21 protein-coding genes and 1 pseudogene are annotated in these 25,149 nt (G+C 72.8%); 10 read left to right on the forward strand and 12 right to left on the reverse strand.

From position 1 onward, the window contains the following. Window positions 1-93: 93 nt before the first annotated feature. Together V6N00_RS01585 and V6N00_RS01590 are read left to right on the forward strand one after the other, a co-directional pair. A complete protein-coding gene (locus V6N00_RS01585; protein WP_334230315.1) occupies window positions 94-543 on the forward strand; it encodes a MarR family winged helix-turn-helix transcriptional regulator in 450 nt (149 codons plus the stop codon). Next, window positions 540-2,264: an MFS transporter gene (locus V6N00_RS01590; protein ID WP_334230316.1), complete on the forward strand. Its 1,725-nt coding sequence runs from the start codon at window positions 540-542 to the stop codon at window positions 2,262-2,264. The genes V6N00_RS01585 and V6N00_RS01590 overlap by 4 nt, the downstream gene beginning before the upstream one ends. A gap of 24 nt (window positions 2,265-2,288) precedes the next feature. On the opposite strand, the gene V6N00_RS01595 is transcribed toward V6N00_RS01590, so the two are convergent. Beyond that, window positions 2,289-3,560 (reverse strand): MFS transporter, encoded by a 1,272-nt coding sequence (locus V6N00_RS01595; protein ID WP_334230317.1) that lies wholly within the window; start codon window positions 3,558-3,560, stop codon window positions 2,289-2,291. A 119-nt stretch (window positions 3,561-3,679) separates the two neighbouring features. Here V6N00_RS01595 and V6N00_RS01600 point away from each other — a divergent pair, with 119 nt between their 5' ends. Then, complete coding sequence (locus tag V6N00_RS01600) at window positions 3,680-4,168, forward strand: Fur family transcriptional regulator (protein WP_334230318.1); 489 nt, start codon at window positions 3,680-3,682, stop codon at window positions 4,166-4,168. 2 nt (window positions 4,169-4,170) lie between these two features. Further along, window positions 4,171-5,676, forward strand: coding sequence for a catalase (locus V6N00_RS01605; protein WP_334230319.1), 1,506 nt, complete (start codon window positions 4,171-4,173; stop codon window positions 5,674-5,676). A 343-nt stretch (window positions 5,677-6,019) separates the two neighbouring features. On the opposite strand, the gene V6N00_RS01610 is transcribed toward V6N00_RS01605, so the two are convergent. Beyond that, entirely contained in the window at window positions 6,020-8,455 is a 2,436-nt protein-coding gene (locus V6N00_RS01610) for a sigma-70 family RNA polymerase sigma factor (protein WP_334230320.1), read from the reverse strand. A gap of 380 nt (window positions 8,456-8,835) precedes the next feature. Between V6N00_RS01610 and V6N00_RS01615 the strand changes: the two genes are divergently transcribed. Together V6N00_RS01615 and rarD are read left to right on the forward strand one after the other, a co-directional pair. Beyond that, window positions 8,836-9,972, forward strand: coding sequence for a DUF6882 domain-containing protein (locus V6N00_RS01615; protein WP_334230321.1), 1,137 nt, complete (start codon window positions 8,836-8,838; stop codon window positions 9,970-9,972). A gap of 116 nt (window positions 9,973-10,088) precedes the next feature. After that, window positions 10,089-11,096: an EamA family transporter RarD gene (gene rarD / locus V6N00_RS01620; protein WP_416385004.1), complete on the forward strand. Its 1,008-nt coding sequence runs from the start codon at window positions 10,089-10,091 to the stop codon at window positions 11,094-11,096. On the opposite strand, the gene V6N00_RS01625 is transcribed toward rarD, so the two are convergent. Continuing rightward, entirely contained in the window at window positions 11,008-11,730 is a 723-nt protein-coding gene (locus V6N00_RS01625; RefSeq protein ID WP_334230733.1) for a phosphatase PAP2 family protein, read from the reverse strand. The genes rarD and V6N00_RS01625 overlap by 89 nt on opposite strands. 204 nt (window positions 11,731-11,934) lie before the next feature. Continuing rightward, window positions 11,935-12,777, reverse strand: a pseudogene (locus V6N00_RS01630) (PTS transporter subunit EIIC); the annotation flags it as partial. 4 nt (window positions 12,778-12,781) lie between these two features. Here V6N00_RS01630 and V6N00_RS01635 point away from each other — a divergent pair. Next, on the forward strand, window positions 12,782-13,225 hold the full coding sequence (locus tag V6N00_RS01635) for a PTS sugar transporter subunit IIA (protein ID WP_334230322.1): 444 nt from the start codon (window positions 12,782-12,784) through the stop codon (window positions 13,223-13,225). 4 nt (window positions 13,226-13,229) lie between these two features. Here the strand turns inward: V6N00_RS01635 and V6N00_RS01640 are convergent, their stop codons facing one another. Further along, window positions 13,230-14,132, reverse strand: a complete 903-nt coding sequence (locus V6N00_RS01640; protein ID WP_334230323.1) for a universal stress protein — start codon at window positions 14,130-14,132, stop codon at window positions 13,230-13,232. Window positions 14,133-14,398: 266 nt separating this feature from the next. Next, window positions 14,399-15,748, reverse strand: a complete 1,350-nt coding sequence (gabT, locus tag V6N00_RS01645; RefSeq protein WP_334230324.1) for a 4-aminobutyrate--2-oxoglutarate transaminase — start codon at window positions 15,746-15,748, stop codon at window positions 14,399-14,401. Window positions 15,749-15,881: 133 nt separating this feature from the next. Between gabT and V6N00_RS01650 the strand changes: the two genes are divergently transcribed. Then, the gene (locus V6N00_RS01650; protein WP_334230325.1) at window positions 15,882-17,327 is read left to right on the forward strand and encodes a PucR family transcriptional regulator; all 1,446 of its coding nucleotides are present in this window, start codon (window positions 15,882-15,884) and stop codon (window positions 17,325-17,327) included. Window positions 17,328-17,519: 192 nt separating this feature from the next. Here the strand turns inward: V6N00_RS01650 and V6N00_RS01655 are convergent, their stop codons facing one another. From V6N00_RS01655 to V6N00_RS01665, 3 genes are all read right to left on the reverse strand, one after another. Continuing rightward, the gene (locus tag V6N00_RS01655) at window positions 17,520-18,935 is read right to left on the reverse strand and encodes an FAD-dependent oxidoreductase (RefSeq protein ID WP_334230734.1); all 1,416 of its coding nucleotides are present in this window, start codon (window positions 18,933-18,935) and stop codon (window positions 17,520-17,522) included. A gap of 198 nt (window positions 18,936-19,133) precedes the next feature. Then, the gene (locus tag V6N00_RS01660) at window positions 19,134-19,583 is read right to left on the reverse strand and encodes a VOC family protein (protein ID WP_334230326.1); all 450 of its coding nucleotides are present in this window, start codon (window positions 19,581-19,583) and stop codon (window positions 19,134-19,136) included. Between the two features lie 3 nt (window positions 19,584-19,586). Continuing rightward, window positions 19,587-19,727: a hypothetical protein gene (locus V6N00_RS01665; RefSeq protein WP_334230327.1), complete on the reverse strand. Its 141-nt coding sequence runs from the start codon at window positions 19,725-19,727 to the stop codon at window positions 19,587-19,589. Window positions 19,728-19,810: 83 nt separating this feature from the next. Here V6N00_RS01665 and V6N00_RS01670 point away from each other — a divergent pair, with 83 nt between their 5' ends. After that, on the forward strand, window positions 19,811-20,440 hold the full coding sequence (locus V6N00_RS01670; RefSeq protein ID WP_334230328.1) for a trimeric intracellular cation channel family protein: 630 nt from the start codon (window positions 19,811-19,813) through the stop codon (window positions 20,438-20,440). A gap of 27 nt (window positions 20,441-20,467) precedes the next feature. Here the strand turns inward: V6N00_RS01670 and V6N00_RS01675 are convergent, their stop codons facing one another. The 3 genes from V6N00_RS01675 to V6N00_RS01685 all read right to left on the reverse strand — a co-directional run bounded on the left by V6N00_RS01675 (window position 20,468) and on the right by V6N00_RS01685 (window position 23,636). Continuing rightward, window positions 20,468-21,475 (reverse strand): polyprenyl synthetase family protein, encoded by a 1,008-nt coding sequence (locus V6N00_RS01675; protein ID WP_334230735.1) that lies wholly within the window; start codon window positions 21,473-21,475, stop codon window positions 20,468-20,470. Window positions 21,476-21,567: 92 nt separating this feature from the next. Continuing rightward, on the reverse strand, window positions 21,568-22,920 hold the full coding sequence (locus V6N00_RS01680) for a geranylgeranyl reductase family protein (RefSeq protein WP_334230329.1): 1,353 nt from the start codon (window positions 22,918-22,920) through the stop codon (window positions 21,568-21,570). Further along, complete coding sequence (locus tag V6N00_RS01685) at window positions 22,917-23,636, reverse strand: demethylmenaquinone methyltransferase (RefSeq protein WP_334230330.1); 720 nt, start codon at window positions 23,634-23,636, stop codon at window positions 22,917-22,919. Before V6N00_RS01685 ends, V6N00_RS01680 begins: the two co-directional genes overlap by 4 nt. 119 nt (window positions 23,637-23,755) lie before the next feature. Between V6N00_RS01685 and V6N00_RS01690 the strand changes: the two genes are divergently transcribed. After that, window positions 23,756-25,138, forward strand: coding sequence for an isochorismate synthase (locus V6N00_RS01690; protein ID WP_334230331.1), 1,383 nt, complete (start codon window positions 23,756-23,758; stop codon window positions 25,136-25,138). The last annotated feature ends 11 nt before the right edge of the window (window positions 25,139-25,149 follow it).

Here is a 25,149-nt window from a genome sequence, read left to right on the forward strand (position 1 = left end):
GCACCTGTTCCGCACCGGGCATGTTCCCGGCGCGCGTCCAGCGAGCACTCGGACGGGCCACGAAACTTAGGTTGCCTAAGTTATAGTGTTCCTATGCAGATGAACGCCGACGCCGCCGGCCGCCTGTCGATCGCCCTGGAACGGCTGGTCCGCTCCCTGCGCACCGCGGCGGTGGACGAGGCGCTGTCGCCGTCGGCAGCCGCCGTCCTGAGCCGGCTCGACGCCGACGGCCCCGACGGCATCACCGGCCTGGCCCGCGCGGAACGGGTCAGCCAACCGTCGATGACGCAGCTGGTGGCCCGCCTGGTCGCGGACGACCTGGTCGCGCGCGAGCCCTCGATCCAGGACCGCCGCAGCGTGGTCGTGAGCCTGACCCCCGCGGGGCGGCTCGCCCTCGACGAGCGCCGACAGCGTCGAGCCGCACGTCTGCTCGACGCGCTCGAGCGGCTCGACGCTCAGGCGCGTGACGACGTCGCGTCGTCCCTGACCGCGATCGAACACCTGGCCGGCGTGCTGGCCCAGACCCCCGGGAGGACACGATGAACCACCCCACGACGACGAGCACGACCGCCGGGGGCGGCCTGCTCAAGCAACCCCGGGCCGTGTGGTCGGTCGCCTTCGCCTGCGTCATCTCCTTCATGGGCATCGGACTCGTCGACCCGATCCTGCCCGCCCTGTCATCGGGGCTGAAGGCCAGCCCCGCGCAGGTGTCCCTCCTGTTCACCAGCTACCTCGTCGTCACGGCCGTGGCGATGCTGGGCGTCGGCTGGGTCTCCAGCCGCATCGGGTCCAAGTGGGCCCTCGTCGTCGGACTGGCCCTGATCGTCGTGTTCGCCGCTCTCGCGGGTTCGGCCGGCTCCATCGACGGGATCATCGCCTTCCGTGGCGGCTGGGGCCTGGGCAACGCCCTCTTCATCGCCACGAGCCTCGCCGTGATCGTCGCGTCCGCGAGCGGCGGATTCTCCGGCGCGATCATCCTCTACGAGGCGGCACTCGGGCTCGGCATCGCGGCAGGCCCCCTCATCGGCGGCCTGCTCGGCCACATCAGCTGGCGCGGCCCGTTCTACGGCGTCGCCGTCCTCATGGGCATCGCCCTCGTGGCCACCCTGCTCTTCATCCCGAAGCTGCCGAAGCCCGCGCAGAAGATCTCCCTCGGCGCCCCCATCGCCGCCCTGCGGCACCGCGGCCTGCTGACCATGGGCATTGTGGCCCTGCTGTACAACTGGGGCTTCTTCACGATGCTCGGCTACGCGCCCTACCCCATGCACCTGGAGGCGCTCCAGCTCGGCTTCGTCTTCACCGGGTGGGGCCTGCTCGTGGCCGCCTTCGCCGTGTTCTTCGCACCGCGCCTGCAGCGCCGTTTCGGGACGGCGGCCGTGCTCTACGCCAACCTGTTCGTCCTCGGCCTGCTGCTCGTCGCGATCGCCGTCGGGGTCGCGACGCCGGCCGTGGTGATCGTCGCGGTGATCCTCTCGGGTGCCTGCATCGGCATCAACAACACCCTGACCACCCAGGCCGTCATGCTCGTGGCCCCGGTGGAGCGCTCCGTCGCCTCCTCGGCCTACGGTTTCCTGCGCTTCATCGGCGGCGGCCTCGCACCGTTCGTCGCCGGCAAGGTCGCCGAGTCCTTCGGACCGGCCGCGGCCTTCGGCCTCGGCGCCGCGGCCTTCCTCATCGCGATCCCCGTCCTGGCCAGCGGCCACCGGCTCGTCACCGCGGCCGAGCAGTCCGCGGGGCAGGGACACGCGCCGACCCAGCTGCCGGCCGAGCAGCCCGCCGAGCAGGCATCGGGCCGGACCGAGGCGACCGTGCGCGTGACGCCGATCGAGGCCGGACCGCACGCGTCGGGCGAAGCCGTGCTCGCGGCCGTCGACGCCGGCCCGTCCGCGGACGCGATCATCGACGAGGCGTGCCGGATCGCCGCCGACCGGGACCTGCCCGTGGAGGTCGTGCACGTCCGGGAGACCGACGTCGTCAGCGGGGAGAGCATCACCCCGGAGTCCGGGGACGAGGCGGACCGCGTGCTCGCTCGGCAGCTGCAGCGCGTCCGTGACGCCGGGCGACCGGTGCGGGCCACCCTGCTGACGAGCGTGGGCGACCACGCCGAGATCAGTGTCGTGCTCGCCGGGCACGCCCGCGAGGTCGGCGCCCACACCGTCGTCGTCGGCCGCTCCCACCACGGCCCCCTCGCGCACCTGACCGACGCGGACCTCGTGACCCTGCTGACCGCGGACACCGAGGCGGACGTCGTCGTCGCGAGCTGACCGCGCGATCGGCGCGCGCCGGCCTCAGGCCGTGGGGTGGCGCGCGTCGTAGCGGCGGAAGCCGGGCTGCCGCCAGGCCATCACCCCGGTCAGGGCGATGCACAGCATGCCGCCGAGGAACAGCACGGTGCCCTCGGAGAAGAGCGTCGTCGCCCCGCCGGCCACGGCGTCGCCGATCCGCGGGCCTCCCGCCACGACGACGACGAAGACGCCGGAGAGCCGGCCGCGCAGGTGGTCCGGCGCGGCGCTCTGCAGGATGGTGGACCGGAAGACGGAGCTGATCGAGTCCGCCACCCCGGCGGCGGTGCAGGCGAGCAGGGCGGGCACGACCCACAGCGAGACGACGCCGTCCGTGTCCCGGCCGGCAGCCAGCACGGTCAGGCCGAGCGCGCCGATGCACAGTCCCCACGCGGCGACCGACCAGAGCACGGCCAGCCCCTGCCGCCGGACCGCGCCGAGCGGTCCCGAGAAGAGGCCGGCGAGGAAGGACCCGAGGGCGATGGCGGCCAGCAGGGCGCCGGCCGTCGCCTCCCCGCCGCCGAGGGCCAGGGCGCCGATCGCGGGGATGAGCGCGCGCGGCGCGGCGGTGATCATGGCGATCAGGTCGATGACGAAGGTCCCGCGCACGTTGGGCCGGGTGGCCAGGAACGCGAACCCCTCCAGCACCGAGCGCAGGCCGGGCGTGCCGGTGGCGCCGACGGGCCGGAGCGGCGGCAGCGTCGCCAGGCCCCACCACGCGAAGGCGAAGGAGAGCACGTCGAGCGTGTAGGTCCAGCCGTAACCGACGCCCGCTACGAGCAGGCCGCCGACCATGGGCCCGATCATGGCCGCCATCGTGAAGGTGATCATGCCGAGCGCGTTGGCGGCCGGCAGCAGCTCCTTGCCGACGAGCTGCGGGATGATCGCGCTGCGCGTGGGCTGGTTGACGGCGGTGCCGGCACTGTTCAGCGCCACCAGCACGTACAGCACCCAGACCTGGTTCCAGCCGGCCCAGGCCTGGATCGCGAGCCCGGCACTGGAGGCCCACATGACGCCGGCGGAGATCAGCGCGACGCGCCGCCGGTCGTGCACGTCGGCGATGGAGCCGCCGTACAGGCCGAACACGATCAGCGGCACGAGGGCGAAGATGCCCAGGATGCCGACGTAGAGGCTCTCCCCCGTGACGGCGAACACCTGCAGGCTGACCGCGACCAGCGCGATGTTGCTGCCCATCGCCGAGAGGGACATCCCGGTCCACATCCGCCGGTACGCGCTGCTGCGTCGCAGGGGCGTCAGATCGGCGAGAAGGCGGGGCACCGGTCCAGCCTACGACCGGGTTCACGGCTCCCGCCCACGTCACGGCGTCGTCCGGCGTTCATCGTCCGTTGATCGGTCGTTGTTGTGAGTCATTCAGAAAAAGTGTTTGACTGGTCGCAATGGACACGACAGCGACCCTGCACGCGCAGCCGGACTGGCCGGCGCAGCTGCGGGCGCACACCCTGCGGGTCACCCGGCCACGCACCCACGTGCTGCAGGCCGTCCACGAGCACCCGCACGCGAGCGCCGACGAAGTGCACCGGGCGGTGCGCGCCCTGCTGCCGGAGATCACCGTGCAGTCGGTCTACGTCGTGCTCGCCGATCTCGACCGGTACGGCCTGATCCGCCGGATCGACGTGCCCGCCTCCCCCGCCCGGTACGAGACCCGCACCGGCGACAACCATCACCACGCCCAGTGCGTCCGATGCCACCGCATCGTCGACGTCGACTGCATCGTCGGATCCGCGCCCTGCCTCACCCCGGGCGACGCGGCCGGCATGACGATACTTTCCGCCGATGTCCTGTTCCGGGCCATCTGCGCGGATTGCCGGGAGAGCGGCCCGGACAGCATCATCCCCCCACCGTTGCACGACACGACCCAGGAGTGAGCATGACGACCACACCCCGTCAGACGGGATCCTTCACCACGACCAACGGCGGCGCCCCCGTCGCCAGCGACAACGAGTCGCTGACCGTCGGCGCCGACGGCCCGGTGGTCCTGCACGACCACTACCTCGTCGAGAAGCTCGCCCAGTTCAACCGCGAGCGCGTGCCCGAGCGCGTCGTCCACGCCAAGGGCGGTGGCGCGTTCGGCGTCTTCAGGACCACCGAGGACGTCTCGCAGTACACCCGCGCCGCGCTGTTCCAGCCGGGCGTGGAGACCGAGATGCTGGCGCGTTTCTCCACGGTCGCCGGCGAGCAGGGCTCCCCCGACACGTGGCGCGACCCCCGCGGCTTCGCGCTGAAGTTCTACACCACCGAGGGCAACTACGACCTCGTCGGCAACAACACCCCGGTGTTCTTCATCAAGGACGGGATCAAGTTCCCCGACTTCATCCACTCGCAGAAGCGCCTCCCGGGCTCCGGCATGCGGGACAACGACATGCAGTGGGACTTCTGGTCGCTGCGCCCCGAGTCCTCGCACCAGGTGACCTGGCTGATGGGTGACCGCGGTATCCCGAAGAGCTGGCGGAACATGGACGGCTTCGGCTCGCACACCTACCAGTGGACGAACGCCGCCGGCGAGCGGTTCTGGGTCAAGTACCACTTCCAGACGGACCAGGGCAACGAGTACCTGACCGCTGACGAGGCCGAGCGCCTGGCCGGCGTCGACGCCGACTTCCACCGCCGCGACCTGTTCGAGGCGATCGAGCGCGGCGACCACCCCTCGTGGACCCTGTCCGTGCAGGTCATGCCGTACGAGGACGCCAAGACCTACCGGTTCAACCCGTTCGACCTGACCAAGGTGTGGCCGCACGCCGACTACCCGCTGATCAAGGTCGGCACCATGACCCTGAACCGGAACCCGGAGAACTTCCACGCGCAGATCGAGCAGTCTTCGTTCGAGCCGTCGAACTTCGTGCCCGGCATCTCCACCAGCCCGGACAAGATGCTGCTGGCCCGCATCTTCTCCTACGCAGATGCCCACCGGTACCGGATCGGCGCGAACTACCAGGACCTGCCGGTCAACTACCCGAAGAACGCGCAGGTGAACTCCTACTCCAAGGAGGGCCCGATGCGGTACACGTTCAACGCGCCGGACGTCCCCGTCTACGCGCCGAACACCTTCGGCGGCCCGCACGCCGACCCGGAGCGGGCGGCGGAGTCCAACGGCTGGGACGCCGACGGCGACCTGGTGCGTGCGGCGGCGACGCTGCACCCCGAGGACGACGACGTGACGCAGCCGCGGAATCTCTTCCGCAACGTGCTCGACGACGCCGCTCGTGAGCGCCTCGTCGGCAACATCGCCGGACACATCGCCGGCGTGCGCAGCGACGAGATCCGGGAGCGGGCCTTCCAGTACTGGGAGAACATCGACAGCGAACTCGGCTCTCGTGTGCGGAACGCCTACGCCGAGGCGCAGGCCGAGCAGGATCAGCCGGTCGCCACCGTCTGATCGCCCGTCACCGCAGGTCAGCGGGGAGCCCGTCCGGACACCGTCCGGGCGGGCTCTTCGCGTGTCCGGCCAGGGTGGATTTCGACACGGAGGTGGTTTGTGATTCACCGACGGGGCTGCCATACTGGACAAAGAGGCGACTCGCGAAGATATCCCCCATCTCTCGCTGAGAGCCTCGTCAGCCGGCCGGACTGGTCACCTATCCCCCCACTGGTAATCAGCCCGGCTGGCGCCTAACGTTCCGGATGCCCGGTGGCGCGAGACGAAGGTCCGCCCCGGGCATTCGTCGTATTCGGGACCGTTCGCATGCGGCCGCGCGTCCCCTCCTCGTCGGCGCCGGTCGTCATCGCTCGCCGAGGAGCGACGCGGTGATGGTCGGCGCGACGGTCACGGTGAACGGAGGCTCCGACGAGGCGCTGGCTGTGCTCGTCGGGTGCGCGCTCGCGGTGGACGACGGCTGCGCCGGCAGGGTCCCGCGCGCGGTCGCGCCGTCACGCGGATCGGTCAACACCCATGGAATCGCCGGGACCGTGCGCGGTTCCGGAACGGCGGACACCCGGAGCGCCACGAGGTCGACGGTCACGGCGCTCCGCCCGGCGGGCATGTCGACCGTCATGGTGGTCATCAGGGTCGGCGGCGTCGCTCCGGTGTCGGCCTCGAGCAGCGAGCGCGCCTGCTCCGCCGTCAGACGATCGCCGTTGGCGTCGGCACTCGCGCCGGCACCGGCGCTCGCGGTGACCGTGGGCTCCGGCGAGACGGTCACGGTGGATGCCGACGACGTCGGGGCCGGGCTCAGGGTGGTCGTGGCTCCGTCGGTGGAGGTGCTGGACGGGGACGCGGGGCGTCGGATCACCAGCCAGCCCGCCTGGGACCGGAACTGCAGGGTCAGGCGGCGGTCCGTGTCGGCGACCGGGGCGGTGACGGTGACCCGGGCGCTCGCGACACCGTCGATCGGTCCTGGGGCCCAGAAGCGGCCGTCGACCTCGACCGGCGTGACGCCGAGGGTGGGCGCGGTCGGCGTCGTCGTGGGCGATCCGGTCGGCGACGGCGACGTCGGGGGCGCGCTCGTGGGGGGCGCAGTCGTGGGCGGCGCAGTCGTCGGGGGCGCGCTCGTGGGCGGAACTGTGGTGGGCGGCACGCTCGTCGGAGGCACCGACGTCGGCGGCACGCTCGTCGGGGGCACCGACGTCGGCGGCACGCTCGTCGGCGGAGCTGTGGTGGGCGGCACGCTCGTCGGCGGAGCGGACGTCGGAGGCACCGACGTCGGCGGGGCGGACGTCGGCGGGGCGGACGTCGGCGGCACGCTCGTCGAGGGCACCGACGACGTGGCCTGCGGCGTGCTCGGTCCTGGCGTCGGCGAGGACGGGACCAGCGAGGGCGCCACGGGACCCACGGGACCCACGGGACCCACGGGCGGGATCACGCCCGGGTCGGCCGGCCCGGCCGCGCCGTTCCCGGCGCCGTCCCCGCTGCTGCCGGGGAAACCGGGGACGACGCCCGCCTGCGGCTGCTCACCCGGCAGCCCGGCGCCCTGGCCTGCCCCGGACCCGTCCGGAGCCCACACCCCCGCTCCGGGCCGGGAGACGTCACCGGTGAATCCGGAGCCGTATCCGTCGCCACCGGCCCCGTATTCGCCCGCTCCGCCTCCCCCGTAGCCGGCGCCTCCACCGCTCGACGGCCACGCCTGACCCGAGACCCTCACTCCCGGCACCGGAGGGCCGGATGCGGCGCCCGCGACGACGCCGGCTCCGCCGGGGAGCAGGCCCGAGCCGCCCAGCAGGCCACCCGCCGAGCCCCCCGCGGGGCCGGGTGCTGCGGCAGCGAGTGTCGCCGCCGGCGCCGGCTCGGCCGTCACCAGCCGGCCGGCCCCGATGCCGACGGCCACCCCGACCACGACGACCGTCGCCGTCACCGCCGCGGTGCCGGCACCCCCGGGAGCGAAGGCGGCCAGCCCCCAGCGGCCCGCCCGGGCCGTGGGCGCCACCGCCGTCCCGATGCCGAGGGCGGCGAGCAGGCCGGGTCCGGTCGAGGGGGCGGCCGCCAGGGGCAGGTAGGCGGCCCGCAACCCGCGCTTGACGTCGCGCAGGTGCAGGACCGCCGCGGAACAGGTCAGGCAGCTCTCGACGTGGGCGCGCGTGCTGGCCAGCGCCGGCCCGCGCAGCCGACCGGCGGCGTAGGCGGCGAGCGACGGCCCGACGGCGGCGCACTGGTGGTCGCCGACGGCGCGGACGTGGCACTGCAGGTACGCCTGGGACAGCTGCTCACGGGCGCGCCGCAGCGCGACGGAGGTGGCGTTCGGACTGAGACCGATCAGCGGGCCGATGGCTGCGGGTTTGAGGCCCTCGACGGCCGCGTACCAGAGCACGGCACGGGAGCGCTCCGGCAGGGTGAGGAAGGCCCGGCGGATCGTCTCGGCGTCGAAGCTCTTGAGCACCGGGTCGTCGAAGACCTGGGGCACCTCGGCCAGTTCGATCGCCTCGGTGCTGTACTGCCCACGCGTCGAACGGGCGGCGCGGGCCGCCTCGTGCGCGACGATCGTCACCAGGTAGGCGCGGACGTTGTCCCGGGGCCCGGCGCCCCGCCGGATCGCGGCGAGCATGTTGGCGAAGGCCTCGGCGACGAGGTCGTCCGCCTGGGCCGCGCTGTTCGCGTAGCGCCGCGCCACCCGCCACGCCGCGTCACGGTGGCGTTCGTAGAGGATGCCGAAGGCGCGACGGTCTCCGGCGCGTACCGCGCCGACCAGTTGCCCATCGCTGGCGTCGTCGTCAGCGGTCGGCACCGCAGATGCGTCCACTGCGTACCGCCTCGTGCACTCCGGCCCCCGCCCGAATTCTACGACGGTGGGCGATGACCGTACCCGTGAGTCGACCCGCATGCCGGTGCTGCGCCTTTCCCCGGGCGCGGCACCGGCATCCGGACAGTGCGATCACCGCACTGGCTGTGCCGCCTCACCCCCGCGGACGGCACCCGGCCCCCTCCGTCGACGCGCGTGGCTCACTCCCGGTGCTCTCGCGTCGTCGTTGCACCCATGAAGAGCCGCTCGCCCTCGCATCGTGACACGGCGTTACCGAAGCGTTATGAGATGCAGGCCGCCGCCACGACGCGGAAGGGCGTGATCGGCGATCCCGGTGAGGCGACGGCCGATCGTAGGGTAGACGCATGACCTCTGCTCTCCAGTCGCTCGTCGACCGTGGACTGTTCCTCTCCGTCGAGCACCAGCGTGCGTTCGAGGAGCTCCTGACGCCCGACGCCGCACGGGTGGACTTCGCCGGCCCGCGCATCGTGCTGCCCGGCGTCGACGGCCACGCCGTCCCGTACCTGCTCGGCAGTTCCTCACCCTCCCGCGGCACGTGGATCTGGTCCTGGCAGCAGCCGGAGCACTTCCTCCCCGCGGTGCTCGCCGCCGCGGAGGCCGCTCGACGCCACGGTGTCGATCACGACATCCCAGAACTGGCCGAGGACGAGATCCCGTTGAGCGCGGGCCTGGACGAGCGCCTCGTGATCGCCGCCAAGGCCGTCTCCGGGGTGTACGCCCACTACACGGCCGGCGCCGGCGGGGGCGCGCGGGTGTGGATGCTGGTGCGGTCGGAGGACCTGTCCCTCGACGCGCCCACCGTCCGCTCCGTCGGCCGCACCATCGCCGAGGGCCTGCACACGGGCCTCGCCGCGGATCACCGCGCCGCCGTCGAGGGCTACGCCCGGCGACGCGGCCTTCACCTGAGTGAGGACGCCGACGACCGGGTGGTCCTCAGCACCGCCGACGGCGGGGTCGAGCTGACGTTCGACGGGTCAGCGATCAGCGGGATCGACGTGGTCGAGAGCCGTCGCCCCGCCGGGTTCGCACCGGAGCCGGTGCCGGTGACGCTGGTCGAGCCCGAGCCGGTTCAGCGTCCGGCCGCGCCGGTCCGGGATGAGGCGCCCGTCCGGGAACAGCCCGCGCAGCCGACGACGCCCGAGCCGGCGTACCAGGAACCGGTCCGCGAGGAACCCGCCGACACCGAGCCGGCCGCCACGCCGGAACCGGCATACCGGGAGTCGGCCGAGCCGGAACCGGTCCGCGAGCCCGTCGACGAACCGGCCGCTGCCGGGACGACCACGCCGGCAACCGAGGGACAGGCGCCCGCACCCGTCGAGCAACCCGCACCCGAGCGTGAGAGCACACCTGCCGGTACCGCCGCCGACGAGCCGGAGCGGACCGAGCCGCCCACCGAGCAGCCGACCGAGCCGGACGAGGAGCGCGAGGACGAGGACGAGCCGCGTCGACGCGGCTTCTTCGGCCGCCTGTTCGGCCGCTGACCCGCTCGCGCACGACCGAGCTCGACCCGGTCCGGCCACGCCCGCGTGGCCGGACCGGAGGACGACCCGCCGGGACCGGGGAATACGGCTTCCCGCCGGGGACTTGACCACCTGATGTGACCTCCACCCGCAGCGCCTCGGCGAGACCCCCTGCCCGCACCCCGGAGAGCTCCGCGTCGAGCGGCCGGCTCGGCCGCACCGGCGTCGGCCTCCTCAACGGCTTCGCCGCCTACGGCCTGTGGGGCCTGCTGCCGCTCTACTTCGCCGTCCTCGGTGCCGCCGGCGCGGTCGAGATCGTCGCGAACCGTGTCGCCTGGTCGGTCCTGTTCTGCGTCGTGCTGCTGACCGTCATGCGGGGTTGGACCGCCCTGGGACGGGCTCTGACCGACCGCAGGGTGCTCGGCACCCTGGCCATCGCGGCCGTGCTCATCGCGATCAACTGGCTCGCCTTTGCCTATGCGATCACCACGCACCAGGCGATCGAGGGATCGCTGGGCTACTTCATCAACCCGCTGGTCTCCGTCGTGGTCGGCGTGCTCGTGCTCCACGAGAAGCTGCGACGGACCCAGTGGGTCGCCGTCGGCATCGGCGCCCTCGCGGTCGTCGTCCTCGCGATCGCCTACGGCAAGCTCCCGTGGATCGCGCTCGTGCTCGCGTTCTCCTTCGGCTTCTACGGCCTGGTGAAGAACCAGGTCGGTGGGCGGGTCGATGCCCTCACCAGCCTCACCGTCGAGACCGTCGTGCTGCTGCCGCTGAGCCTGGCCGTCATGCTGTGGCTGACGCTCACGGGTCAGGCCACGCTCACCGCGTACGGCCCGGGCCACTTCTGGCTCATGGTCGCCAGCGGTGTCATCACCGCCCTGCCCCTGCTCTTCTTCGGCGGCGCCGCCCGGCGACTGCCGCTGTCCACCGTCGGGCTGCTCCAGTACCTCGCCCCGGTGCTGCAGTTCATCTTCGCGATCCTCGTGCTCAAGGAGCACATGCCGCCCGAGCGGTGGATCGGCTTCTCCCTCGTGTGGGTCGCGCTGCTCGTGCTCATCGTCGACGCGGTACGCCAGATCCGTCGTCGCCGTCGCCCGGCGACGACGACGGGCCCGGCGGACGTGCAGCCCGCCTCCTCCTGACGAGACGCCTTTTCTCGACGGCCTCGAGCACCGACGCGGTCGCGATCGCCACGGCGACCAGCGCAGCGCTCCCGAGGACGTCCAAGAGGTAGTGGTTGCCCGTTCCGATCACGACGGCGACCATGCCGATCGGAAAGAGCCACGGGAGGATCGCGAGACGTGGCCTGCGCGCCCCGAGCGCCGACCACGCCACCCAGGCGGCGAGCACCGACCACGCCACGTGCAGACTCGGGAATGCCGAGAAGTGGTTCTGCCCGTTCCCGAGGTCCCGTGATGCGCGATTGCCGCCCACGTCGTGCTCTGCCACGACGTCGACGATGCCCGGCATCGCGAACCGCGGAGGGGACACCGGCCACGCCCAGAAGACGAGCAGTGCCACCAGCGCCGTGACGATCAACGCCCAGCGGATCCGGGGGTACAGCGCGCCGCGCCGGAACACCACCCACCCGAGGACGCCGAGGACCGGCAGGTAGTAGAGCCGGTAGTACAGGACGGCCGCCTGACCGAGGAACGAGTGACCCGCGAGCCAGTGGTTCACGGCCGGCTCGACGCCGACACCGAGAACCCGCTCGGCCGACTGGAGTGCACGGGCGTTGGCCGTCGCCGTGCCGGGCCCGTCCGCATGCGGCTGCAGGCGTCGTCAGCCGGCGTGGTCCTCCCCCACCGGGCCGGCGTGCCGACCCACGTGACCGGCTGATCCCTCGACCCGGTTCGAGGCAGGATCCGAGACGCCGTCCGAGGTGACGCCGGTCGCCGCGCGGTCGTCGGCGACGTGTTGGTCGGCGGTGCGCTCGACCACCGCCTGATCGGCGGGGTCATCGGCGGCCGGGCCGGTGGCGGCGACGCCGGCCGGCACGAGCGTCTCGTCGACGACGTCCTCCCGGCCCGGCGTGCGCAGGTTCCAGCGCCGGATGACGAACCGGAACACGAGATAGTAGATCACTGCGTAGCCCAGGCCGATCGGGATCAGCCAGATGCCGCCGGTCGACTTGCCGAAGTTGAGCACGTAGTCGATGGCGCCGGCCGAGAACGAGAACCCGTCATGGATGCCGAGCGCGTTGACCAGCATCATCGAGGTGCCCGTGAGGATCGCGTGGATGACGTACAGCGGCCACGCGACGAACATGAAGGAGAACTCGAGCGGCTCGGTGATGCCGGTCAGAAACGCCGTCAGGCCGGTCGAGAGCATGACGCCGCCGACGACCTTGCGCTGCTCCGGGCGCGCCTCGTGCCAGATGGCCAGGGCGGCGGCCGGCAGGGCGAACATCATGATGGGGAAGAACCCGGTCATGAACAGGCCCGCGTTCGGGTCCCCGGCGAAGAACCGGGTCAGGTCGCCGTGCGTGCCGTTGTAGTCGCCGATCAGGAACCAGACCACCGAGTTGATGATGTGGTGCAGGCCGAGCGGAATGAGCAGCCGGTTGAGCACGCCGTAGATGCCGCCACCGATGACCGCGTTGTCCTGCACCGCATTGCCGACACCGGTCAGCGCCGCGTTGAAGAGCGGGTAGATCAGGGCGAGCACGACGCCGATGATCATGGCCGCGACGGCGGTGAGGATCGGAACGAGCCGCCGTCCGCCGAAGAAGCCGATGTAGTCGGGCAGTTTCGTCCGGTAGAAGCGTTGCCACAGCGACGCGGCGAGCAGACCGATGACGATGCCGCCGAGGACGCCGAAGTCCCCGGTGGGCGCCCCCGTCGCCGGCACGGTGACGACGCTCGCCGAGGTGCCGGACGAGGTGTTCGCCGCGCAGATGGTCGGCCCGGGCGTCTCCGTGGCGCCCTCGGGCTCGGGTCCGGTGGAGGTCGTGGCTCCCGTCGCCGGGACGATCGTCAAGCTGCACCCGCACGCCTTCGTCATCACCGCACCGGAGGGTCCGAGCGTGCTCGTGCACGTGGGCATCGACACGGTCGAGCTGAAGGGGCGGCACTTCACCGTGCACGCCGAGCAGGGGCAGGAGGTCGCCGCGGGCGAGACCGTCGTGACCGTCGACCTCGACGCCGTGCAGGACGCCGGCTACAGCGCCGCGTGCCCCGTCGTCGTGCTCGGTGCCGCACCGGACTCCGTCACCAGCGACGCGGTCGGACGCACGGTCGCCTCCGGGGACCGGCTGTACGACCTGCTCTGACCCGCTACGGGGCGGTGTCCTCCGCCGTCACGTCCTCCGTGGCGTCGGCGAGCACGCCGGCAGCGAGCGCGGAGGCGCTCTTGGGCACGACGATCATCGGCACGGGCAGGGTGCGCAGCATCTTCGACGCCGTGCTGCCCATGAACAGCCGGTTGCCGTGCGCGAGCCGGCTCGAGCCGACGAGCACGAGGTCCCCGGGCTCCCACGTCATCCGGTCGATGGCGTTCTCGATGGTCTTGCCCGTCGCGATGGCGGTGTCCACACGGGCGCGGGCCGGCAGGGCGTGGGCTGCCTCGTCGAGCATCTGCTGGGTGTGCCGGCGCGCCTCGGGCCGGTCCTTGACGTTGCCGAGCGCGAGCAGGGAGATCAGGCGCAGTCGGACCCGGCGGCGGGCGGCCGCGGCGAGGCCGGTGTCGAGCACCGCCTGCGCACCCGGGCGGGAACCGATGGCGGCACTGATCCGGGTGACGCGCGGGGCGTCGTAGCCGCGCGGGGCCAGGGCGACGGGGATCGCCGAGGCGTGCAGCAGGTGGTTGGCGACGGTGCCGACGCTGAAGCGGGACCACAGCCCGGAACTGGCGGCGCCGACGACGATGAGCTCCGCGTCCAGCTGCTGCGCCGTCGCCATGAGGCCCTCCGCGAAGGAGCTCGCCGCGCGCACGTGGGTGCGGACCTCGATGTCGTCCGGGACGAGCGCCCGGGCGTGCTCGAGCAGGGTCCGCGCGGAGGGTCGGCCCCCGCGCTCGGCGCCGGGATCCTGCTCGGGGTAGCTCGGGTTGAACGGTTCGGAGCGGCGGCGCACGTGCACGATGTCCAGCGAGGCGGACTGCGCGCGGGCGATCGCCACGGCCAGGGCCACCGCGTCGGCGCCCGTGTCCGCGGCTCCGTAGCCGACGACGTACCTCATGCTTCCCCTCTCCGTTCCGCCGCTGCCGCGGCCGCTGTCCGTTCGGGCGCGGTGACCTGCGACGACGTCGCGGTCCCGGACCGGTGACCGGCTGCCACCATTGTGGCAGCCTCCCCCGTCACGACCCCGGGCGATCCTTGGTCGTGACGCGGTCGTGACGCGGTCGTGAGGCAGTCATGACGCGCTCATGACGCTCCACCGGCCGGCACCCGTCTGCGGGGTACCGGCCGGCGAGGCTGTGCCGCGCGATGCGGGCTTCAGGCCGCTCAGGCCGCGAGGATCGCCGCCTCGAGCACGTCGAGCGCGTCGGCGAGCAGCTCGTCACCGATCACGAGCGGCGGCAGCAGCCGGATCACGTTGCCGTAAGTGCCGCAGGTGAGCAGGACGACGCCCTCGGCGAGCGCGGCGCCCACGATGGCCTTGGTGGCCTCCGGGTTCGGCTCCTTGGTGGTGGCACCGGTGCCGGGCTTGACCAGCTCGATCGCCATCATGGCGCCGCGGCCGCGGACCTCGCCGATGATGTCGGTCTTCTCGGCCAGCGCGGTCAGGCGGGCGGCGATCGTGTCGCCGATGTGCCCGGCGCGGGCGGCGAGGTCCTGCTCCTTCATGGTCGCGATCGCGGCGAGCGCGGCGGCGCACGCCACCGGGTTGCCGCCATAGGTGCCGCCGAGGCCGCCGCCGTGGACGGCGTCCATCAGGTCGGCCCGGCCGGTCACGGCCGAGAGCGGCAGGCCGCCGGCGATGCCCTTGGCCATGGTGATCAGGTCCGGCACGACGTTCTCGTGCTCGGAGGCGAACCAGGCGCCGGTGCGGCAGAAGCCGGACTGCACCTCGTCGGCGATGAACACGACCCCGGTGTCCTTGGCCCACGCGGCCAGGGTCGGCAGGAAGCCCTCGGCGGGGACGATGAAGCCGCCCTCTCCCTGGACCGGCTCGATCAGGATCGCGGCGACCTGGTCGGCCCCGATCTGCTTCTCGATCATGCCGATGGCGCGGCGGGCGGCGTCCTCGCCCTTGAGCTCCGTCTCCTCGCGGTACGGGTAGCTCATCGGCACCCGGTAGACCTCGGGGGCGAACGGGCCGAAGCCGTGCTTGTAGGGCATCGACTTGGCGGTCAGCGCCATCGTCAGGTTGGTGCGGCCGTGGTACGCGTGGTCGAAGACGACGACGGCGTTGCGGCCGGTGGCCAGGCGGGCCACCTTGACGGCGTTCTCCACGGCCTCGGCGCCGGAGTTGAACAGCACCGTGCGCTTCTCGTGGTCACCGGGCGTGAGCTCGTTCAGCTGCTCGGCGACGGCGATGTAGCCCTCGTAGGGGGTGACCATGAAGCACGTGTGGGTGAAGTGCTCGACGGATTCCTGCACGGCGGCGACGACGGCGGGATCCGAGGCACCGACCGAGGTCACGGCGATGCCGGAGCCCAGGTCGATGAACTGGTTGCCGTCGACGTCGCGGATGATCGCGCCGTCGGCGTCCGCGGCGTAGACGGGAACACTGGAGGCGACACCGGCGGCGACGACGGCGGACCGGCGCTGCGCCAGCTCCTGCGAGCGCGGGCCCGGGAAGGCCCCGGTCATCTGACGCTTCTGTTCCAGCCGGGTGGCGATGGCAGGCATGGATCGTCCTCTCTGGAGATGGGCTGTCTCGGCTGTCAGCGTAGCCCCGGGCGATCACTCACTCCTATGGCCAGTCGCACAGTGATCCCCGTCATCGATGTGTCATCCGACAGATCTGCCGTAGCGTGGATCCATGGCCATCACCGTGCACGACCTGCTCGCCGATCCGGCCCTCGGTCTCCGGCCCGTCACCGACGGGACGGGCGTGGACGAGCCGATCTCGTGGACGGCCTCGACCGAGCTGGAGGACCCCTCGCCGTTCCTCTCCGGCGCGGAGGTGGTGCTCACCGTCGGGCTGCGGCAGCGCACCGCCGCGGCGCAGCGCGATTTCGTCTCCCGTCTGGCCTCCGCCGGCGTCGTCGGGCTCGGCTTCGGCACGGGGCTGGGGCACGAGGAGGTGCCCGCCGCCACGCGCGCCGAGGCGGAACGGACGGGCCTGGCGGTGTTCGAGGTGCCCTACGCGACGCCGTTCCTGGCGGTCACCCGCCGGGTGGCGCAGGCGCACGCCGACGAGGCGTCGGCCCGCCTCGAGGGGCTGCTGCGGGAGCACCAGGTGCTCGCCCACACCCTGCTCTCGGGCCGCGGGCTGCCCGGCCTGCTCACCGCCCTGGCCGGGATGCTCGGCACCGACGTCGCCCTGACCCAGTACGGCTCCGTCCTGCACACCGCGCCCGGGGCGCTGCTGCCCGAGCCGGACTGGTCGCGGATCGCGATCTCCACCGGCAGCGCCGACGCCGCGACCCTCGCGGTGCGCCGGCCGCCCGCCGACGCGGACATCCTCGCCTACGCGCAGAGCCTCGTCAGCCTCGAACTGAGCAGCCAGTCCCGGCACCGCTCCTCACTGCGGCAGGTGCGCGGGCAGGTGCTCGGCGACATCGTGCGCGGTACCGTCACCGGGGCGGAAGCGGCCTCCCGCATCGAGTCCCTGGGGCTGCAGCCGCGGCGCCGGCACCGGGTACTGGCCCTGAGCCTGGGCTTCGAGCGCGGCCACGGACGGGACCGGCTGCTCGCGGCCCTCCCGCTGCCCGGCGTCGCGGCGGACCTCATCACCGCCGTGCTGCAGGAGACCCTGCTCATCATCGTTCCCGACACCGGTGCCCGGGCGGGCCGGGACATCGCCGAGGCCGTCGCTGCGCACGTCGAGGCGGCGGGGCTGACCGGCAGCATCGGCATCGGCGGGGCCTACCCGCACCCGGAGGGGCTGCGGTGGAGCTGGTTCGAGGCACGGCAGGCCCTCGCCCGCGGCGGCCGCATCAACGACGTCGAGAAGCTGAGCCTGACCGGGCTGCTGCTGGCCAGCGAGGACGTGCCGCTCGCGGCGATGAGCGACGAGGTGCTCGCGCCGGTGCGCACCAGCGACGCCGAGCACGGCACGGACCTCATGGTCACGCTCGCCCGGTACCTCGACCTCAACGGCTCGGCGTCGGCGGTGGCCGCGGACCTTGCCCTGCACCGCAACACGGTGCGCTACCGCCTCGCCCAGATCGAGACCCTCACCGGGCTGGATCCGGCCGTGACCGCGGACCGGGTCCAGCTGTGGCTGGCCCTGACGGTCCTGAGGGTCCGCGACGGGGCGTGACGGGCCGATCGGCTGCTCCGTCATCGAGTGGACGGACGACGCGCTCCACGAGCCCGCACGACGACAACGTCCGTCCACTCGGCATGGGAAACGGCACCGAGTGGACGGTAGGTGCGCGGAGAAGGCAGCCAGGACCGCAACGTCCGCCCACTCGGCGTGGGAAACGGCCGCATGGACGACGGGGCGTGACGTTCAGGCGCCGGTGAGGTCCCGGATCGCCCGGCTGATGTCGACCATGTCGCCGCGCGGGACGACCTTGACGCGCTCCCGCTCGACCGGGCCGGACGCCGTGGCCGTCGCGCCGAGCTCCCGCTCGTGCGCGTCCAGGGCGTGCCAGCCCTCCCAGGTCGTGTATTCGACGCCGCGGCCGTCCAGCAGCTCGACGACGGCGGACTCGGCGGGGTGCTCGGGCGCGGCCAGCTCGTCGCGGTCCGCCAGCACCATGCCGATGGTCTCCAGGGCGTCGCCCTTGGTGTGCCCGATCAGCCCGACCGGGCCGCGCTTGATCCAGCCGGTGGCGTAGACGCCCGGCACGGGGTTGCCGTCGGCGTCGAGCACGTGGCCGCCGTCGTTGGGCAGCACGCCGCGGCGGTGGTCGAAGTCCAGGTCGGGCAGCGCCGAGCCGAAGTAGCCGATGGCCCGGTAGACGGCCTGGACGGGGTACTCGACCGTCTCGCCGGTGCCGCGGACGCCGCCGGTTCCGTCCAGCTCGGTCCGCTCGAACCGCATCGCGGCGACGTGGCCGGGCGTGTCCGCGGAGTCGAGGATCTCCACCGGGTTGTGCAGGAAGTGCAGGTGCAGGCGGCGCTTGCCGGTCAGTTCGGACAGGTCGTCCGGCTGGGCGGCGATCCAGTTGGTGAGCGTGCCCATCATGGTCTTGGTCTGGTTGTTCGTCTGCATCTGCCGCTCGGACTCCTCGTCGAACTCGAAGTCCTCGGGGTAGAGCACGATGTCGACGTCGGGCGACTGGGAGAGTTCGCGCAGCTCGAGCGGCGTGAACTTGATCTGCGCGGGGCCGCGGCGGCCGAAGATGTGCACGTCCGTGGCCGGCGAGCGCTTGAGCGCCTGGTACACGTTGTCCGGGATCTCGGTGGTCAGCAGGTCGTCCGGCTGCTTCGAGAGCACGCGGGCGACGTCGAGGGCGACGTTGCCGTTGCCGATGACGGCGATCTCCTTCGCCTCCAGCGGCCAGTCGCGGTCCACGTCGGGGTGGCCGTCGTACCAGGAGACGAAGTCGGCCGCCCCGTAGGAGCCCTCCAGCTCGACGCCGGGGATGTTCAGGTCCGCGTCCTTGATGGCGCCGGTCGCGAAGATCACGGCGTCGTAGTGCGCGCGCAGCTCGGCGAGCGTGATGTCGGTGCCGACGTTGACGTTGCCGAAGAAGCGGATGTCGCCGCGGTCGAGCACCTTGTGGAGGGCGGCGATGATGCCCTTGATGCGCGGGTGGTCCGGGGCGACGCCGTACCGGATGAGGCCGAACGGGGCCGGGTACCGGTCGAACAGGTCGATGCTCAGCGTCAGCGCGCCGCTCTTGACCTCCTCGGACTTGGTGAGCAGATCCGCGGCGTAGACGCCGGCGGGGCCGGCTCCGACGACGGCGACTCGCAGGACGCGAGGTGAAGCGCCGGCGGGGTCCGTGGAGGTCGCGGGGGCGGCGACGGTCTGGTCGGCCGCGGCGGTGCCGTTCTGGCTGTGGTCGAGCACGATCGAATCAGTCTCCTTCAAATCCACACCATTCTAGTTTCCTATTCGACGCCGACCAGGGTGACGTGCGCAAGGACACATGGCTGTGGTGGGAAGGAGAACTCAGTCACCGGCGTCGGGACCGCGACCGGGCAGGAAGTGGACGACCTCCCACAGGTGCCGGTCGAGGTCGCGGAAGTAGCCGGAGTACACACCCCAGGGCCGCTCGTGGGCGACGCCGAGCACCGTGGCGCCGGCCAGTTCGGCCTCGCGGAGCACGGCGTCGACCTCGTCCCGCGTCGACACGATGTGGCCGAGCGCGACGCCCGTGCCGCCGATCGCGTCGGCGTCCAACCCGGCGTCCTTGGCCATCTCCGAGGCGGGGTAGAGCGAGAGGATCAGGCCGCCGTCGAGGTGGAACATGGCGGTCTCTCCGCCCGGGTCGTCGGGCGTCGACGGGAACTCGGAGCCGATGATGCCCTGGGTGGGCAGGCCGAGCCCGTCGCGGTAGAAGGTGACGGCGCGCTGCAGGTCCGCGACCGCGAGGGTCACGACGTTCACTCGGCTCTTCATGGGTCAGGATCCGCCGTCGTCCTCGCCCTCGGCGGCCTCCTCCGCGTGCTCGCGAGGCTCCACCGGCTGGGTCTGCTCGTCTCCCTCGGCCGCGGCCTCGCCGTGCGTGCGGCCCTGGTCGTCGTCGGGCTGGGTACTGGACATGGGATCTCCTCCCGGACGGACTCGGTCCGTCCAGCCAAGCAGAGGGCCTCCGCGGGCGCAACGGCCCTCTAGACTTGGGGGCCGTGAATGCCTCGGTGACGCTGCTGATCCTGGACCTCGTCGGGGTCTACTTCTTCGCCGTGTCCGGCTCCCTGCTGGCGGCCCGGCAGCGGTTCGACCTCGTCGGTTCGCTCCTGCTCGCGTCGGTGACCGGCCTCGGGGGCGGCGTCGTGCGGGACCTGGTGCTCAACGCCGGGCCGCCGGTCGCGTTCTCCCAGCCGCTCTACCTCGCTCCCCCGGTGCTGGCGGTGGTGACCGTGTACTTCATCTCGGCGTCCGTGCAGCGGTTCAACCGGTTGCTCGTGGCGTTCGACGCGGCGGGCCTGGCCCTGTTCTGCGTCTCCGGCACGCTGCTGGCCCTCGCCGCGCACGCCCATCCGGTGGCGGCCGCCCTGCTCGGGGTGACGACGGCGGTGGGCGGCGGCATCCTGCGGGACGTGATCGCCAACCTCACCCCAGCGCTGTTCGACCAGCGCGAGTTCTACGCGATCCCGGCGTTCATCGGGGCGACGCTGACCGCGATCGCGGCGTCGCTCGGCGTGCTGCACCCGTTGACGACCGTGCCGATCATCGTGTTCGTGTTCGGCCTGCGGGTGGCCGGGCGGCGGCTGCGGTGGGGCATCCCGCTGGCCAGCCGCAGCGTCGTCGAATAGCGGTGCCCGCAGCGGGGAAGCTCCGGCTCAGGCGGAGCGGTCCACGACGGCGCGGGCGAAGCCGACCAGCGCGTCCTTGACCACACCGTCGGGCAGCGGGTCGAGGGCGTCCACGGCGTCGTCGGCCCAGCGGCGGGCCACGGTCCAGGACTCCTCGGTGGCGGGGTGCTCGGCGACGGCCGCGACGGCGGTGCGCAGCGCCTCGTCGGAGCCGAGGTCGCCGTCGACCAGCTCGAGCACGCGGGCCGCGGAGGGGTCCCCGTCGGCCGCCGCACGGCGCAGCAGCAGGACGGGCAGGGTCGGCACATGCTCGCGCAGGTCGGTGCCCGGGGTCTTGCCCGAGACGGCGCGGGCGCCGGTGACGTCGATGACGTCGTCGGCCAGCTGGAACGCGACGCCGATCTTCTCGCCGTAGCTGACCATGGTCTCGACGTACGTCTCGTCCGCGCCCGAGAAGATGGCGCCGAGCTGGCCGCTCGCCGCCACGAGGGAGCCGGTCTTGTCGGCGATCACCGAGAGGTAGTGGGCGACGGGGTCCTCGCCCTCGGCGGGGCCGACCGTCTCGTGCAGCTGGCCGAGGCAGAGCCGCTCGAAGGTGCTGGCCTGGATCGCGAGCGCCCGGCCGCCGAGGTCGGAGACGAGCCGGGAGGCCCGCGCGAAGAGCAGGTCCCCGGCGAGGATGGCCACCGAGTTGCCCCAGATCTGGTGGGCGGACGGCGCTCCGCGGCGGAACTGGGCCGAGTCCATGACGTCGTCGTGGTACAGCGTGGCCAGGTGGGTCATCTCGACGACCACCGCCGCCTGCTCCACCTCGGGCCGGTCCGGGTCGCCCAGGTGCGCGGCGAGGATCGTCAGCAGCGGGCGGATGCGCTTGCCGCCGGCGTCGAACAGGTGCCGGCTGATGGTGTCCGCGAGCGGGTCCGCGTGCGCGATGGAGGTGCGCAGGCGCTCCTCGACGCGCCCGAGCGAGGCGACGACGGCGGGGCCCAGATCGGCGTGCTCGGCGACGAGGGAGAACGCGGCGGGCAGCACCATCCCGGCCGTGGGCAGTCGGCCCGACCCGGACCCACCGGGCGCACGGCTCGCCGACCCTCCGGCCGGGATCGTCTCGGCGTTCGAGGTTTCGTTCACGCGTCAACCCTAGCTTTCCGCGACGGCGACGCCGGACGACCGGCGGCTCCGTGACCGGCGGCCCGGCTGCTCGGCCGGCCGGTCAGCTGGTTGCTCGCCGGGGGCGTGAGGCGCTCGAGCAGGTGGATGGCCCGGTCCTCGAGCCCACCGGGGTGGTCGGTGAGGTTGGCGAGCATCCGCACGACGAGGCGCAGCAGGGGCGGGGCGCTCATGCCGGTGCGCAGGGCCGCGTTCATCACCTGCGGGTGCCCGATGAGCCGGGCGAAGAGAGCGCCGAGCTGGAAGTGGGAGCCCCATTCGCCGCGCACGACGTCCGGGTAGGCGGCCAGGGCGGCGTCCCGGCGGGCGGCGTCGGTTGCGGCGAGTGCGTCGACGATCCGCTCGGCGGCGAAGCGCGCGGACTCCATCGCATACGAGATGCCCTCGCCGTTGAACGGGGAGACCATCCCGCCGGCGTCGCCGAGCAGCAGCATGCCCGGCACCGCGTGCGGCGTCCGGTTGAAGCCCATGGGCAGGGCGGCGCCGCGGATCGGGCCCACCTGGTTCTCGGGCCGGTAGCCCCACTCGGCGGGCATCGCGGCGGTCCAGTCCCGCAGCACCCGCCGGTAGTCGATCCGCCCGAACTGCTTCGATGAGTTGAGGATGCCGAGCCCCACGTTGGAGGTGCCGTCGCCGACGCCGAAGATCCAGCCGTACCCGGGTAGCGGGCGGCCGGAGGCGTCGGGCAGCTGCAGCCAGCCCTCCATCCAGTCGTCCTCGTGACGGGGCGACGTGTAGTAGGTGCGGACGGCGACGCCGAGCGGGCGGTCCTCGCGGCGTTCGATGCCGATCGAGAGGGCGGTGCGCGCGGAGTTGCCGTCGGCGGCGAGCACGACGTCGGCGTCGAACGTCCGCTCCTCACCGGTGCGGCGGCCGTCGGCGTCGAGCACGGCGGCCCGCACCCCGATCACCCGGCCGCCGTCGTCGCGCACGGCCCCGAGCACGTTGTGGCCGGTCAGCACGGTGGCGCCCGCCGCCTCGGCGTGCCGGGCGAGGGCCTCGTCGAAGCCGAGCCGGGTGCGCACGAGCCCGTAGTCGGGGAAGTCGGTCAGCTCGGGCCACGGGACCTCGACGGTGCGGCCCGCGGCGATCAGGCGGAGCCCCTTCATCCGGCGCCACCCGGCGTCGACCTCGTGGGGCAGCCCGATGCGCTGCATCTCGCGGACGGCGCGCGGCGTCAGCCCGTCACCACAGACCTTCTCCCGGGGGAAGTGGGTCTTCTCGAGCACGACGGTCCGAACGCCGGCGCGGGCCAGGTGCCAGGCGGCGGTGGAGCCGGCGGGACCCGCCCCGACGATGACGACGGTCACGACGCGAGTGTGCTGTTCTTCGCCGCAGGCCTGGTGGCCCGGTGCACGGCGACGATGCCGCCGGTCAGATCGCGGTACTTCACGTCGGTCCAGCCGGCCTCGGTGAGCCAGGCGGCCAGTTCGTCCTGGTCCGGCCAGGCGCGGATCGATTCGGCCAGGTAGACGTAGGAGTCGGGGTTCGAGGAGACCGCGCGGGCGATCGGCGGGATGGCCCGCATCAGGTACTCGGTGTAGACGGTGCGGAACGGCGCGAACGTCGGACGGGAGAACTCGGCGATCACGAGCTTGCCGCCGGGCTTCGTCACCCGCAGCATCTCGCGCAGGGCCTGCTTCGGGTCGTGGATGTTGCGCAGCCCGTAGGAGATGGTCGTGGCGTCGAACTCGTCGTCGCCGAAGGGCAGGGCCATCGCGTCGGCCTGGACGAAGGTGATGTCGGGGCGGCGACGGCGGCCGACCTCGAGCATGCCCGCGGAGAAATCGGCGGCGACGACGTCCACGCCGGCGTCGGCGTAGGGCTCGGACGAGGTGCCGGTCCCGGCGGCCAGGTCGAGGACGCGCTGGCCGCGGCGCGCGCCGACGGCGTCGACGACGATGCGGCGCCAGTACCGCACCTGGCCGGCCGACAGGACGTCGTTCACGAGGTCGTAGCGGGGTGCGACGTCGTCGAACATCCGGGCGACGTCGTCGGGATCCTTCTCCAGGGACGCGCGATTCACGCGTTCATTCTGGCATGCCGAGCGGGCGGCGACCGGCGAGCGCCCACCTCTTCGCCGGCAGCGGACGGCCCGGCCGCCGGACGGGATACCGCGGACCGGCCGAGTAGATTGAGGGCACCATGGCCTCCGTTTCCTCGCGGGTGGCCGGGGACCCTTCCCCGGCCGACACCGAGATCCCCGCTCCCCTCCTCTCGACCGTCACCGTCCCCCTCGACCCGGCACGCCTGCCGGGCGGCCTTGTGGGACTGGTCGAGGCGACCCGGCGGTCGGGCCTTCCCGCGGTGTGGCTGCGGCGCGAGAACGGCCTCGTCGGCATCGGCACCGCCGCCCGCTTCGAGGCGTCCGGCACGGAGCGGTTCACCCGGGCCCGCCAGTGGTGGCGCCGGGTCAGCGCGACGGCCCGGCGGGAGAACACGGTGGGCGGCCCGGGCACCGGTCCCCTCGCCTTCGGATCCTTCGCTTTCGCCGACGACTCGGCCTTCGAGTCCCGGCTCGTCGTGCCCGCGCTCGTGATCGGCACCGCGGACGACGGGCGTACCTGGCTCACGCAGCAGAGCGTGGACGAGCATCCCCCCACCGCCGCGACCGCCCTCGCCGCGTTCGAGGCGCTGCTCGACTCACCGCCGGGGCGACCCGACGTTCCGAGCGGCGGCCGGGTGCGGGACGGGTCGCTGAGCGGGGACCAGTGGATGGACGCGGTCGCGGCCGGGGTCCGGCGGATCAGCGCGGGCGAGCTGCACAAGCTGGTGCTCGCGCGCGACGTCGTCGTCGACCTGGACACCGCGGTGGAGCCGGCGGCCGTGCTCTCCGACCTCGCGCACCGCTACCGGGACTGCTGGACGTACTCGGTGGAGGGGCTCATCGGCTCGACGCCGGAGATGCTGATCAAGGTCGAGGACAACGTCGCCCGCGCCCGGGTGCTCGCGGGCACGCTGGACCGGGCGAGTGCCCCGGCGGACGACCCCGACTACGCGCAGCGGGTGCTGTGGGGGTCGACGAAGCAGCGTCAGGAGCACGAGTTCGCCATCAACTCCCTGCTGGACCGGCTCACCAGCTACACCGACACGATGACGGTCTCGAGCGAGCCGTTCGTGCTCGAACTGCCCAACGTGTGGCACCTGGCCTCGGACGTCACCGCCGTCCTGAACGACGCACCCTCCCCCACCGGCAAGCACCGCACCCCGGGAGCGCTCGCGCTGGCGGAGGCGCTGCACCCGACGGCGGCGGTGTGCGGGACGCCGACGGCGACGGCCGCGGACCTGATCAGCGAGCTCGAGCATCTCGATCGCGGCCCCTACGCGGGCCCGGTCGGGTGGGTCGACTCGACGGGCAACGGCGAGTGGGGCATCGCCCTGCGCGGGGCGGTGCTGGAGTCCCCGACGACGGCGCGCCTGTACGCCGGCTGCGGGATCGTCGAGGCGTCGGACCCCGCGGCGGAACTACGGGAGACCTGGGCGAAATTCCGCCCGATGCTGCAGGCGCTCGGGGTGCAGGCGCACTAGGTGTTGCAGGG

It is taken from the genome of Tersicoccus mangrovi, from assembly GCF_036881825.1.
GTDB lineage: Bacteria > Actinomycetota > Actinomycetes > Actinomycetales > Micrococcaceae > Tersicoccus > Tersicoccus mangrovi.

What these genes read in the sequence shown, in the direction of transcription:
- V6N00_RS01590 (WP_334230316.1), top strand. Translation starts at nt 540, where the DNA reads ATGAACCACCCCACGACGACGAGCACGACCGCCGGGGGCGGCCTGCTC.
- V6N00_RS01665 (WP_334230327.1), bottom strand. Translation starts at nt 19,727, where the DNA reads ATGTCCAGTACCCAGCCCGACGACGACCAGGGCCGCACGCACGGCGAG.
- V6N00_RS01600 (WP_334230318.1), top strand. Translation starts at nt 3,680, where the DNA reads ATGGACACGACAGCGACCCTGCACGCGCAGCCGGACTGGCCGGCGCAG.
- gabT (WP_334230324.1), bottom strand. Translation starts at nt 15,748, where the DNA reads ATGCCTGCCATCGCCACCCGGCTGGAACAGAAGCGTCAGATGACCGGG.
- V6N00_RS01675 (WP_334230735.1), bottom strand. Translation starts at nt 21,475, where the DNA reads ATGGTGCTGCCCGCCGCGTTCTCCCTCGTCGCCGAGCACGCCGATCTG.
- V6N00_RS01690 (WP_334230331.1), top strand. Translation starts at nt 23,756, where the DNA reads ATGGCCTCCGTTTCCTCGCGGGTGGCCGGGGACCCTTCCCCGGCCGAC.
- V6N00_RS01615 (WP_334230321.1), top strand. Translation starts at nt 8,836, where the DNA reads ATGACCTCTGCTCTCCAGTCGCTCGTCGACCGTGGACTGTTCCTCTCC.
- V6N00_RS01640 (WP_334230323.1), bottom strand. Translation starts at nt 14,132, where the DNA reads ATGAGGTACGTCGTCGGCTACGGAGCCGCGGACACGGGCGCCGACGCG.
- V6N00_RS01585 (WP_334230315.1), top strand. Translation starts at nt 94, where the DNA reads ATGCAGATGAACGCCGACGCCGCCGGCCGCCTGTCGATCGCCCTGGAA.
- V6N00_RS01650 (WP_334230325.1), top strand. Translation starts at nt 15,882, where the DNA reads ATGGCCATCACCGTGCACGACCTGCTCGCCGATCCGGCCCTCGGTCTC.
- V6N00_RS01605 (WP_334230319.1), top strand. Translation starts at nt 4,171, where the DNA reads ATGACGACCACACCCCGTCAGACGGGATCCTTCACCACGACCAACGGC.
- V6N00_RS01660 (WP_334230326.1), bottom strand. Translation starts at nt 19,583, where the DNA reads ATGAAGAGCCGAGTGAACGTCGTGACCCTCGCGGTCGCGGACCTGCAG.